The organism is Cupriavidus taiwanensis (assembly GCF_900249755.1).
Taxonomy (GTDB): domain Bacteria; phylum Pseudomonadota; class Gammaproteobacteria; order Burkholderiales; family Burkholderiaceae; genus Cupriavidus; species Cupriavidus taiwanensis_D.
Map to the genome: position 1 here is coordinate 3,438,417 of NZ_LT976853.1, position 12,812 is coordinate 3,451,228.

Consider the following 12,812-nt stretch of genomic DNA (forward strand, 5'->3'; position numbering starts at 1 on the left):
GCAAAAAAAAAGCCCGGCTGGATCAGCCGGGCTTTGGTCCGCCTTGCGGCGGTCATCACTGCAACGAGATCAGGCGTTGTCGCCTTTGCCCTCGGTCGCCTGCACCACCGGCGGCTCGATGAAGAGCGACTGCTCTTCTTCGGCGATCGCCTGGGCGCGTTCGCGCTCGGAGGCCTCGCGCGCCTTGCGGGCGCGGTGGTAGGCCAGGCCGGTACCGGCCGGGATCAGGCGGCCGACGATCACGTTTTCCTTCAGGCCGCGCAGGTCGTCGGTCTTGCCCATGATCGCGGCTTCGGTCAGCACGCGCGTGGTTTCCTGGAACGATGCCGCCGAGATGAAGCTGTCGGTCGACAGCGACGCCTTGGTAATACCCAGCAGCAGGTTCTCGTAGGTGGCCGGACGCTTGCCTTCGGCGATCACGCGGTCGTTCTCGTCGAGCAGCTCCGAACGCTCCACCTGCTCACCCGGGATGAACTTGGTGTCGCCCACGTCGACGATCTGAACACGGCGCAGCATCTGGCGAACGATCACCTCGATGTGCTTGTCGTTGATCTTCACGCCCTGCAGACGGTACACGTCCTGGACTTCGTCGACGATGTAGTGCGCCAGCTCTTCGATGCCCTTCAGGCGCAGGATGTCGTGCGGGTCTGCCGGACCTTCCACGATCATTTCGCCCTTGTTCACCACCTGGCCGTCGTGCACCAGCACCTGCTTTTCCTTCGCGATCAGGAACTCGTGGGCATTGCCGTCCAGGTCGGTGATGACCAGGCGCTGCTTGCCCTTGGTGTCCTTGCCGAACGAGGTCGTGCCGGTGACTTCCGCCAGCACGGCGGCGTCCTTCGGCGAACGCGCTTCGAACAGCTCGGCCACGCGCGGCAGACCACCGGTAATGTCGCGGGTCTTCTGCGATTCGGTCGGGATACGCGCGAGCACTTCACCCACGTGCACCTGCTGGCCGTCCTTCACGGTAATCAGCGCGCCGACCTGGAAGCCGATGGTCACGGAGTGGTCCGTGCCCGGGATCTTCACTTCCTGGCCGTTGGCGTCGAGCAGCTTCACCTGCGGGCGGATGCCCTTGGTTGCGGCCGTGCGGCGCTTGGCGTCGATCACCACCAGGGTCGACAGGCCCGTCACTTCGTCCATCTGCTTGGCGACGGTCACGCCTTCTTCGACGTTCTCGAACTTGATCGTGCCCGAGTACTCCGAAACGATCGGGCGCGTCAGCGCGTCCCAGGTCGCCAGTTGCGTGCCGGCCTTGATCGCCTGGCCGTCCTGCACCAGCAGCGTGGCGCCGTACGGGATCTTGTGGCGCTCGCGCTCGCGGCCGTGGTCGTCGGTGATCAGCGCCTCGCCCGAACGCGAGATCACGATCAGTTCGCCCTTGGCGTTGGTCACGTAGCGCATGGTCGCGGTGAAGCGCACCGTACCGGTCGCCTTCGCTTCCACGCTCGAGGCCACTGCCGCACGCGATGCCGCACCACCGATGTGGAAGGTACGCATGGTCAGCTGCGTGCCCGGCTCGCCGATCGACTGCGCGGCGATCACGCCCACCGCTTCGCCCGAGTTCACCAGCACGCCGCGGCCCAGGTCGCGGCCGTAGCACTTGGCGCACAGGCCGTAGCGCGTGTCGCACGACAGCGGGGTGCGGACCTTGACTTCGTCCACGCCGATGTTGTCGATCAGCTCGACCAGGTCTTCGTCCAGCAGCGTGCCGGCTTCGATCGCGGTTTCCTGGGTTTCCGGGTTGACCACGTCGGCCACGGTGACGCGGCCGAGAATACGGTCGCGCAGCGCTTCGATGACTTCACCGCCTTCGACCAGGGCCTTCATGGCCACGCCGTTGGAGGTGCCGCAATCGTCTTCCACTACGACCAGATCCTGCGTCACGTCGACCAGGCGGCGGGTCAGGTAACCCGAGTTCGCGGTCTTCAGTGCCGTATCGGCCAGGCCCTTACGGGCGCCGTGGGTCGAGATGAAGTACTGCAGAACGTTCAGGCCTTCACGGAAGTTCGCCGTAATCGGCGTTTCGATGATCGAGCCGTCCGGCTTGGCCATCAGGCCACGCATGCCGGCCAGCTGGCGGATCTGCGCGGCGGAACCCCGTGCGCCCGAGTCGGCCATCATGTAGATGGAGTTGAACGACTCCTGCTTCACGGTCTTGCCTTCGCGGTCGACCACGTCTTCGTGCTGGAGCTGCTCCATCATCGCCTTGCCCACCTGGTCGCCGGCGGCGCCCCAGATGTCCACGACGTTGTTGTAGCGTTCCTGGTCGGTCACCAGACCCGACATGTACTGCTTGTCGTATTCCTTCACCTTGGCCGAGGCCTCGGCGATGATCTTTTCCTTGGCCGGCGGCACCAGCATGTCGTCGATCGCGATCGAGATACCGGCGCGGGTCGCCAGGCGGAAGCCCGACTGCAGCAGCTTGTCGGCGAAGATCACGGTCTCGCGCAGGCCGCAGCGGCGGAACGCCGTGTTGATCAGGCGCGAGATTTCCTTCTTCTTCAGCGGCTTGTTCAGCACCGAGAAGGGCAGGCCCTTCGGCAGGATCTCGGACAGGATCGCGCGGCCGACCGTGGTGGCCTGCAGCGTGATCTTGGGCGCGAAACGGGCGTCGCCCTCGGCGTCCTTGTCGACCAGTTCATACTCGGTGATACGCACGTTCACGCGCGAAGCCAGTTCGACTTCCTTGTTCTCGTACGCGCGAATCACTTCGCTGATGTCGGCGAAGGTCATGCCCTCGCCGCGGCCGTTGATCTTGTCGCGGGTCGTGTAGTACAGACCCAGCACCACGTCCTGCGACGGCACGATCGACGGGTCGCCGTTGGCCGGGAACAGCACGTTGTTGGAGGCCAGCATCAGCGTGCGGGCTTCCATCTGCGCTTCCAGCGACAGCGGCACGTGGACGGCCATCTGGTCACCGTCGAAGTCGGCGTTGAACGCCGCGCAGACCAGCGGGTGCAGCTGGATGGCCTTGCCTTCGATCAGCACCGGCTCGAACGCCTGGATGCCCAGGCGGTGCAGCGTCGGCGCGCGGTTCAGCATCACCGGGTGCTCGCGGATCACCTCTTCGAGGATGTCCCACACCACCGGGGTCTGGCTTTCGACTTCCTTCTTCGCCGCCTTGATGGTGGTGGCGATGCCCATCGTTTCCAGCTTGTGGAAGATGAACGGCTTGAACAGCTCGAGCGCCATCAGCTTGGGCAGGCCGCACTGGTGCAGCTTGAGCGTCGGGCCCACCACGATGACCGAACGGCCCGAGTAGTCGACGCGCTTGCCCAGCAGGTTCTGACGGAAACGGCCGCCCTTGCCCTTGATCATTTCGGCCAGGGACTTCAGCGGACGCTTGTTGGCGCCGGTCATCGCCTTGCCGCGACGGCCGTTGTCCAGCAGCGAGTCAACCGCTTCCTGCAGCATGCGCTTTTCGTTGCGCACGATGATTTCAGGGGCCTTCAGCTCCAGCAGGCGCTTCAGGCGGTTGTTACGGTTGATGACGCGGCGGTACAGGTCGTTCAGGTCCGAGGTCGCGAAGCGGCCGCCGTCCAGCGGCACCAGAGGACGCAGCTCGGGCGGCAGCACCGGCAGCACTTCAAGGATCATCCACTCGGGCTTGATGCCCGAACGCTGGAAGGCCTCGAGCACCTTCAGGCGCTTGGCGAACTTCTTGATCTTGGCTTCGGAGCCGGTGGCCTGCAGCTCGGCGCGGATCTGTTCGATCTGCTTCTCGATGTCGATGCCGCGCAGCAGCTCACGGATGCCCTCGGCACCCATCATGGCGACGAACTCGCCCTCGCCGTACTCGTCGCACTTCGCCAGGTAGTCGTCTTCGGACATGATCTGGCTCTTCTTGAGCGGGGTCATGCCGGGTTCGATCACCACGAATGCTTCGAAGTACAGCACGCGCTCGATGTCGCGCAGCGTCATGTCCAGGACCATGCCCAGGCGCGACGGCAGCGACTTCAGGAACCAGATGTGCGCGGTCGGCGCGGCCAGTTCGATATGGCCCATGCGCTCGCGGCGCACCTTGGCCAGCGTCACTTCAACGCCGCACTTCTCGCAGATCACGCCACGGTGCTTCAGGCGCTTGTACTTGCCGCACAGGCACTCGTAGTCCTTGATCGGGCCAAAGATCTTGGCGCAGAACAGGCCGTCGCGTTCCGGCTTGAACGTACGGTAGTTGATCGTTTCCGGCTTCTTGACTTCACCGTACGACCACGAACGGATCTTCTCGGGCGAGGCCAGGCCGATCTTGATCGCGTCGAACTGCTCTTCCTGCTGTACCTGCTTAAAGAGATCGAGCAATGCTTTCATTGCAACTCCTTGTTTCGCCACCGGCCCGGAATCGGTCCGGATCGATGGCATTCATCCTGTGGGAAATCCTTCGCTGGCGGGCAGCGGCCATGGCCGCTGCCCTCACCTGCCCGATCAGTAGCGATCGAGGTCGATGTCGATACCCAGCGAGCGGATTTCCTTCACCAGCACGTTGAACGATTCCGGCATGCCGGCGTCGATCGAGTGCTCGCCCTTGACGATGTTCTCGTACACCTTGGTACGGCCGTTCACGTCATCGGACTTGACCGTCAGCATTTCCTGCAGCACGTACGACGCGCCGTAGGCTTCCAGTGCCCACACTTCCATCTCACCGAAACGCTGGCCGCCGAACTGGGCTTTACCACCCAGCGGCTGCTGCGTCACCAGCGAGTACGGGCCGGTGGAACGTGCGTGCATCTTGTCGTCGACCAGGTGGTGCAGCTTCAGCATGTGCATCACACCCAGCGTAACCGGACGCTCGAACGCTTCGCCGGTGCGGCCGTCGAACAGCGTGACCTGCTGCTTGGACGCCGTCAGGCCCTTTTCGCGGGCAACGTCGTCCGGGTAGGCCAGGTCCAGCATGCGGCGGATTTCGTCCTCGTGGGCACCGTCGAACACCGGCGTGGCGAACGGCACGCCCTTCTTCAGGTTGCTCGCCAGTTCCAGCACTTCGGCGTCGGAGAGGCTGTCCAGGTCTTCCGGCTTGCCGCTCTCGTTGTAGATCTGCGAGAGCAGCGTGCGCAGTTCCTGCGCCTTGGCTTGCGCCTTGAGCATGTCGCCGATGCGCTGGCCCAGGCCGCGCGCGGCCCAGCCCAGGTGGGTTTCCAGGATCTGGCCCACGTTCATCCGCGACGGCACGCCCAGCGGGTTCAGCACGATGTCGGCCGGCGTACCGTCCGCCATGTACGGCATGTCTTCGATCGGCACGATCTTCGACACCACACCCTTGTTGCCGTGACGGCCGGCCATCTTGTCGCCAGGCTGCAGGCGGCGCTTGACGGCCAGGTACACCTTGACCATCTTGATCACGCCCGGCGGCAGTTCGTCGCCCTGCGTGAGCTTCTTGCGCTTCTCTTCGAAGGCCAGGTCGAACTCGTGGCGCTTCTGCTCGATGGCTTCCTTGACGGCTTCCAGCTGGGCAGCCAGTTCCTCGTCGGCCGGACGGATGTCGAACCAGTGGTACCTGTCGATGTCCGCCAGGTATTCCTTGGTGATCTTGGCGCCCTTGGCCAGCTTCTTCGGACCGCCGTTGACGGTCTTGTCGACCAGCAGACGCTCCAGACGCTGGAACGCATCGCCTTCCACGATACGCAGCTGGTCGTTCAGGTCCAGGCGGTAGCGCTTCAGTTCGTCGTCGATGATCGACTGGGCACGCTTGTCGCGCGTCACGCCTTCGCGGGTGAAGACCTGGACGTCGATCACGATGCCGCTCATGCCCGACGGCACGCGCAGCGAGGTGTCCTTCACGTCCGAAGCCTTCTCGCCGAAGATCGCGCGCAGCAGCTGCTCTTCCGGGGTCAGCTGGGTCTCGCCCTTGGGCGTGACCTTGCCCACCAGCACGTCGCCGGCTTCGACCTCGGCGCCGATGTAGGTGATGCCCGACTCGTCCAGGCGAGCCAGCTGGGCCTCGGCCAGGTTCGAGATATCGCGCGTGATTTCTTCCGGTCCCAGCTTGGTGTCGCGGGCAACGACCGACAGTTCCTCGATGTGGATCGAGGTATAGCGGTCTTCGGCCACCACACGCTCCGAGATCAGGATCGAATCCTCGAAGTTGTAGCCGTTCCACGGCATGAACGCCACCAGCATGTTCTGGCCAAGAGCCAGCTCACCCAGGTCGGTCGAGGCGCCGTCGGCGATGACGTCGCCGCGGGCCACGTGGTCGCCCACCTTGACCATCGGACGCTGGTTGATGTTGGTGTTCTGGTTCGAGCGCGTGTACTTGATCAGGTTGTAGATGTCCACGCCGACTTCACCGGCCACGGCTTCGTCGTCGTTCACGCGGATCACGATACGCATCGCGTCGACGTAGTCGACCACGCCGCCACGCATCGCCTGCACGGCCGTACCCGAGTCGACCGCAACGGTGCGCTCGATGCCGGTGCCGACCAGCGGCTTGTCCGGACGCAGGCAGGGCACGGCCTGGCGCTGCATGTTCGCGCCCATCAGTGCACGGTTCGCGTCATCGTGTTCCAGGAACGGCACCAGCGAGGCAGCGGCCGACACGATCTGCGACGGCGCCACGTCGATGTACTGCACGCGGTCCGGCGTCACCATGCGGGTTTCCCGCTCGGAGCCTTCACGCGACGACACCAGTTCGTCGGTCAGGTTGCCGTCGGCGTCGACCGTCGCGTTGGCCTGCGCCACCACATACTTGCCTTCCTCGATCGCGGACAGGTAGTCGACCTGGTCGGTCAGCTTGCTGTCGACCACCTTGCGGTACGGCGTTTCCAGGAAGCCGTATTCGTTCAGGCGGGCGTACAGCGCCAGCGAGTTGATCAGGCCGATGTTCGGACCTTCCGGCGTTTCGATCGGGCACACGCGGCCGTAGTGGGTCGGGTGCACGTCACGGACTTCAAAGCCGGCGCGCTCGCGCGTCAGGCCGCCCGGGCCCAGTGCCGAGACACGGCGCTTGTGCGTGATCTCGGACAGCGGGTTGGTCTGGTCCATGAACTGCGACAGCTGCGACGAACCGAAGAACTCGCGGATTGCCGACGAGATCGGCTTCGAGTTGATCAGGTCGTGCGGCATCAGGTTCTCGGTCTCGGCCTGGCCCAGACGTTCCTTGACGGCACGCTCCACGCGCGACAGGCCCGCGCGGAACTGGTTCTCGGCCAGTTCGCCGACGCAACGCACGCGGCGGTTGCCCAGGTGGTCGATGTCATCGACCTCGCCCTTGCCGTTGCGCAGGTTCACCAGGATCTTGATGGTCTCGAGGATGTCCTCGTCCTGCAGCACCATGGCGCCTTCGCCGCTGGGGCGGCCCAGGCGGCTGTTGACCTTCATGCGGCCCACGCGCGACAGGTCGTACGACTCTTCGCTGTAGAACAGGCGCTGGAACAGCGCTTCCACGGCTTCCTCGGTCGGCGGCTCGCCCGGGCGCATCATGCGGTAGATCGCGATACGCGCAGCGGTCTGGTCGGCGGTCTCGTCCACGCGCAGGGTCTGCGACATGTACGGGCCCTGGTCCAGGTCGTTGGTGTACAGGGTCTGGATCTGCTTGACGCCGGCTTCGCGCAGGTTTTCCAGCAGCGTTTCGGTCAGCTCGTCGTTGGCGTTGGCAATCACCTCGCCGGTATCCGGGTCGATGATGTTCTTGGCCAGCACGCGGCCCAGCAGGTAGTCTTCCGGCACGCTGATCAGCTTGGTGCCGGCCGAGTCCAGGTCGCGGATGTGCTTGGCGTTGATCCGCTTGTCCTTCTCGACCACCACGCGGCCGTTCTTGTCGGCGATGTCGAAGCGCGCGACTTCACCGCGCAGGCGCTCGGGCACGAACTCCAGCTGCGCGCCTTCGGCCTGCAGCGTGAAGTTGTCGAACACGAAGAAGTGCGCCAGGATCTGTTCCGGGGTCAGGCCGATCGACTTCAGCAGGATCGTCACCGGCATCTTGCGGCGGCGGTCGACGCGGAAGTACAGGATGTCCTTCGGGTCGAATTCAAAGTCCAGCCACGAACCGCGGTAGGGAATGATGCGAGCCGAGAACAGCAGCTTGCCCGAGCTGTGGGTCTTGCCCTTGTCGTGCTCGAAGAACACGCCCGGCGAGCGGTGCAGCTGCGAGACGATGACACGCTCGGTGCCGTTGATGACGAACGAACCCGTGGAAGTCATCAGCGGGATCTCGCCCATGTAGACTTCCTGCTCCTTCACTTCCTTGACCTTGCCCGGGTTCTCGCGATCGTTGATGATCAGGCGAACCTTGGCGCGCAGCGCCGAATGGAAGGTCAGGCCACGCTGCTGACATTCCTTGACGTCGAACGGCGGGTTGGACAGGTGATACGAGACGAACTCCATACGGGCGAGCCCGTTATGCGAGGAGATCGGGAAAATTGCGTTGAAAGCGGCCTGGAGGCCTTCGGTCTTGCGACGTGCGGGTGGCGTATCCGCTTGCAAGAACTGGGTGTAGGATTCAATCTGGGTGGCAAGCAGGAATGGAACCTGATGTACCGTCGCGCGCTTCGCAAAACTTTTGCGAATGCGCTTCTTTTCGGTGAAGCTGTACGCCATGGGATCTCCGAATCATCGCAGGGCTGGCTGGACCTGGCCGGACCTGAGGTGTTCAGCGACTGGGAGGGGATTTGGCGGTTGGCCGCTACCAACCTCTGGCTGACGGTGTCCGCACGCTGCGGGCGGTGTGGTCGTCGCATCAAGCGCAACGCCTGTACTCGCCCGGGGGACACCCGACCAAACTTGTCTTCTGCAGTCGGTTCAGAAGACAAACATCAGCAGCAACCACTTAGTGTGCCACTGATGTTTGGCCTCTGCTGATTCGCCGGCAAATACATCTTCGCCGCGAACCGCAAACATCACTTTTACTGCATTAGCGCTGTGTCGAGTGGTGACTAAAACACAATCGCACAAGCGCAAAAAGGCTGGCGCCGGGAATTTCCCTTTGCCAGCCCCATTCGCGTGCCGCGAGGGCACGCGAGTACAGCATTACTTGACGTCGACCTTGGCGCCGGCGTCTTCCAGCTTCTTCTTGGCTTCGGCAGCAGCGGCCTTGTCCACGCCTTCCTTGACGGCCTTCGGTGCGCCATCGACCAGGTCCTTGGCTTCCTTCAGGCCCAGGCCGGTGATTTCGCGAACCGCCTTGATCACGCCAACCTTGTTGGCGCCGACTTCGGCCAGGATCACGTTGAACTCGGTCTGCTCTTCAGCAGCAGCAGCACCGGCAGCGCCCGGAGCAGCAGCCACGGCCATGGCAGCGGCCGACACGCCAAACTTCTCTTCGAACGCCTTGACCAGGTCGTTCAGTTCCATCACGGACATCGCGCCAACGGCTTCCAGGATGTCGTCTTTGGTGATTGCCATTTGAAATACTCCTACTAGATTTGATTCGGTATCGGTAATGCGATCTTTCGATGCGCGGCCTGGATTGCCTTAGGCGCCGGCAGCTTCCGCTTCCGCGGGAGCGCCTTCTGCCTTCTTGGCGGCCAGGGCAGCCAGCAGACGGGCGAAGCCCGACACCGGTGCCTGCATCACGCCCAGCAGCTGAGCAATCAGTTCGTCGCGGCTCGGGATCGAGGCCAGCGCCTTCACGGCGGCAGCGTCGAGAACCTTGCCGTCATACGACCCGGCGCGCAGGACCAGCTTGTCGTTGGTCTTGGCGAAGTCGTTCAGAACCTTGGCCGAGGCCACTGCATCTTCGGAAATACCGTAGATCAGCGGACCGGTCATCTGCTCTGCGAGGCCTGCAAACGGCGTACCTTCGACGGCACGGCGGGCCAGCGTGTTCTTCAGAACGCGCAGGTACACGCCTTGCTGGCGAGCGGTAGCACGCAGCTTGGTCAGATCGCCAACCGCAATGCCGCGATATTCGGCGACGACGATGGTCTGGGCCTTGGCGACTTGCGCCGAGACCTCAGCAACGACGGCCTTCTTATCTTCAATATTGAGTGGCACGGTTAAGCTCCAAAATGACGCTATGCCTCCGGCAATACCGGAGCCTTCACGTCAGCACAAACGAACGGCGTCCGATTGGCCCGAATCACCCGGGACAGTGCCCGGTTGCTTCAATCCCTTCGGGTGCGCCATCTGCGCTGGCTGGCCGGAACACGTCGCTCGGGCCCGGAAGCCTTCGCGCACGCACCGACCGATTAAGCCCTTTCCGCAATGCTGCCGCGGACAAGAACACCAGCGGTCTTTGATAACCAGCAGTGCCGGCCGACGCGTTCGCATCGAACATGGCACCACTGCCCAAAGCCTTGCTCCTTTCCTTGCGGTCCGGAGACGATCCACGCCGGCGGCGTGGACCTTCAATTCTTGTTGCCGACCGGTGTTATCGGGTCCCGGTCAGCAATTTGCCGTCAGCTCAGGCTGCCAGCGTAGCCTGGTCGACACGCACGCCCACGCCCATGGTCGACGAGACCGCGACCTTGCGCAGGTACACGCCCTTGCTGGTGGCCGGCTTGGCCTTGACCAGCGCGTCCAGCAGCGCCGACAGGTTGCTCTTCAGCGCGGCGTCTTCGAACGAACGGCGGCCGATGGTGGCGTGGATGATGCCGGCCTTGTCGACACGGAACTGGACCTGACCGGCCTTGGCGTTCTTCACGGCCTGGGCCACATCGGGGGTCACGGTGCCAACCTTCGGGTTCGGCATCAGGCCGCGCGGGCCCAGGATCTGGCCCAGCGTACCGACGATACGCATCGTGTCCGGCGAAGCGATCACGACGTCGAAGTTCAGGTTGCCGGCCTTGACTTGCTCAGCCAGGTCTTCCATGCCGACGATGTCGGCACCGGCGGCCTTGGCGGCCTCGGCCTTGTCGCCCTGGGCGAACACGGCCACGCGCACCGACTTGCCGGTACCGGCAGGCAGCACCACGGAGCCACGAACCACCTGGTCCGACTTCTTGGCGTCGATGCCCAGTTGCACGGCCACGTCGATCGACTCGTCGAACTTCGCCGAGGCGCAGCCCTTCACCAGGCCCAGGGCCTCGTCGATCGGGTAGAACTTGGTACGCTCGATCTTCGCCTTGTTGGCGGCGACGCGCTTGGAAACCTTAGCCATTTACAGACCCTCCACGGTGATGCCCATCGAACGTGCCGAACCGGCGATGGTACGCACGGCGGCGTCCAGGTCGGCAGCGGTCAGGTCAGCGTTCTTGGCCTTGGCGATTTCTTCAGCCTGGGCGCGGGTGATCTTGCCAACCTTGTCGGTGTGGGGCTTCGGCGAACCCTTGGCGATGCCGGCTGCCTTCTTGATCAGCACGGTCGCGGGGGGCGACTTCATCACGAAGGTGAAGCTCTTGTCGGCGAAGGCGGTAATCACCACCGGCACCGGCAGACCGGGTTCCATACCCTGGGTCTGGGCGTTGAACGCCTTGCAGAACTCCATGATGTTCAGACCACGCTGACCCAGTGCGGGACCAACGGGCGGGGAGGGATTTGCCTTACCAGCCGGAATCTGCAGCTTGATAAAGCCAATGATCTTCTTGGCCATCTTTACTCCAATCCGGATCGCCCTTTCGGGATGCGATCCTGTTGAGTCGTAACGCGCTGTCGCCGCACCGGTGGCACGACCTCACGCTCCTCTTGGCGCCGCCACCGGGGCGTCGCCGTTGCCGGTTGCCGCCCTTTCAGGCCGCAGCCGGCAAATTCCTTAAACCTTCTCGACCTGGCCGAACTCGAGCTCGACCGGCGTGGCACGCCCGAAGATGGTGACCGAGACGCGCAGGCGCGACTTCTCGTAGTTCACTTCTTCCACGTTGCCGTTGAAGTCGGTGAACGGGCCGTCCTTGACGCGCACCATTTCGCCCACTTCGAACAGCGTCTTGGGACGCGGCTTCTCGACCCCTTCCTGCATCTGGGTCATGATCTTGTCGACTTCGCGCTGCGAAATCGGGCTCGGGCGATTGCGGGCACCGCCCACGAAACCGGTCACCTTGCTGGTGTTCTTCACCAGGTGCCAGGTTTCGTCGGTCATTTCCATTTCCACCAGCACGTAGCCGGGGAAGAAACGACGCTCGGTGACCGACTTGTGGCCGCCCTTGATTTCCACGACTTCTTCGGACGGCACCAGGATGCGGCCAAACTTGTCCTGCATCTCGGCGCGCTCGATGCGCTCCTGCAGCGCGCGTTGCACGCTCTTCTCCATGCCGGAGTAGGCATGCACGACATACCAGCGCTTCTTCGACGAAGGCGATTCCGGCGCGGTGGTTTCCTGCTGAGCGTTATCCGTCATGTGCTACCTCTTATTTCCAGCCCAATACGAGCGAGAAGACGACCCACTCGATGAGCTTGTCCGCCGACCACAGGAACAGGGCCATGATGACGACAAAGACAAAGACCAGCCCCGTCATCTGCCCGGCTTCCTTGCGCGTCGGCCAGACGACCTTGCGAACTTCCCGATACGATTCCTTGGCGAACCCGATAAAGTCCTTGCCCGGTGCCGACACCAGCGCAACCACGATACCCAGTGCAATACCACCGAACAGTGCGGCGCCACGTACATAAGACGGTTGCTGTGCCAGTGCATAGAAACCGATGACGCCCGCAACCACCAGCAGCACCGCGACGCCAAGCATCCACTTGCCGCTGCTGGCGTTCACGGTTTCAACATTGGGATTGGCCATGTTTCGCAAACGAGACTAAGCCGCGTCACGATTGCTCCTCGCGACGCGGCTGATTGATTTGGCAGGGGCAGAGGGAATCGAACCCCCAACCTTCGGTTTTGGAGACCGACGCTCTGCCAGTTGAGCTATACCCCTAAAACAACTTCGGGGTCGACGCTTGCGCCAACCCCTCTGGCAACGAATGCGGCCGGTTGGTGCCGCATTCGCTATCGAACA

General features: G+C 63.4%; 9 protein-coding genes and 1 tRNA gene. 1 reads left to right on the forward strand and 9 read right to left on the reverse strand.

The features are described 5' to 3' along the window. Positions 1–69: 69 nt before the first annotated feature. Complete coding sequence (gene rpoC / locus CBM2594_RS15820; protein WP_116357627.1) at positions 70–4,311, reverse strand: DNA-directed RNA polymerase subunit beta'; 4,242 nt, start codon at positions 4,309–4,311, stop codon at positions 70–72. Between the two features lie 114 nt (positions 4,312–4,425). Continuing rightward, positions 4,426–8,532, reverse strand: coding sequence for a DNA-directed RNA polymerase subunit beta (rpoB, locus tag CBM2594_RS15825; protein WP_116357628.1), 4,107 nt, complete (start codon positions 8,530–8,532; stop codon positions 4,426–4,428). On the opposite strand from rpoB, the gene CBM2594_RS15830 reads away from it, so the two are divergent. Next, on the forward strand, positions 8,413–8,793 hold the full coding sequence (locus CBM2594_RS15830; RefSeq protein ID WP_174079300.1) for a hypothetical protein: 381 nt from the start codon (positions 8,413–8,415) through the stop codon (positions 8,791–8,793). The genes rpoB and CBM2594_RS15830 overlap by 120 nt on opposite strands. A 168-nt stretch (positions 8,794–8,961) precedes the next feature. Here CBM2594_RS15830 and rplL read toward each other — a convergent pair whose 3' ends face one another. From rplL to CBM2594_RS15865, 7 genes are all read right to left on the reverse strand, one after another. Continuing rightward, positions 8,962–9,336: a 50S ribosomal protein L7/L12 gene (gene rplL / locus CBM2594_RS15835; protein ID WP_116357629.1), complete on the reverse strand. Its 375-nt coding sequence runs from the start codon at positions 9,334–9,336 to the stop codon at positions 8,962–8,964. A gap of 69 nt (positions 9,337–9,405) precedes the next feature. Beyond that, complete coding sequence (rplJ, locus tag CBM2594_RS15840; RefSeq protein ID WP_062801973.1) at positions 9,406–9,927, reverse strand: 50S ribosomal protein L10; 522 nt, start codon at positions 9,925–9,927, stop codon at positions 9,406–9,408. Between the two features lie 409 nt (positions 9,928–10,336). Next, the gene (rplA, locus tag CBM2594_RS15845; RefSeq protein WP_025586740.1) at positions 10,337–11,032 is read right to left on the reverse strand and encodes a 50S ribosomal protein L1; all 696 of its coding nucleotides are present in this window, start codon (positions 11,030–11,032) and stop codon (positions 10,337–10,339) included. Beyond that, positions 11,033–11,464 carry a 50S ribosomal protein L11 gene (gene rplK / locus CBM2594_RS15850; RefSeq protein WP_013958263.1) on the reverse strand — a complete coding sequence of 144 codons (432 nt, stop codon included), beginning with the start codon at positions 11,462–11,464 and terminating at the stop codon, positions 11,033–11,035. A 159-nt stretch (positions 11,465–11,623) separates the two neighbouring features. Further along, complete coding sequence (gene nusG / locus CBM2594_RS15855) at positions 11,624–12,205, reverse strand: transcription termination/antitermination protein NusG (protein ID WP_010810468.1); 582 nt, start codon at positions 12,203–12,205, stop codon at positions 11,624–11,626. Positions 12,206–12,215: 10 nt separating this feature from the next. Further along, a complete protein-coding gene (secE, locus tag CBM2594_RS15860; protein ID WP_010810469.1) occupies positions 12,216–12,596 on the reverse strand; it encodes a preprotein translocase subunit SecE in 381 nt (126 codons plus the stop codon). Between the two features lie 59 nt (positions 12,597–12,655). After that, positions 12,656–12,731, reverse strand: a tRNA-Trp gene (locus tag CBM2594_RS15865). Between the last annotated feature and the right edge of the window lie 81 nt (positions 12,732–12,812).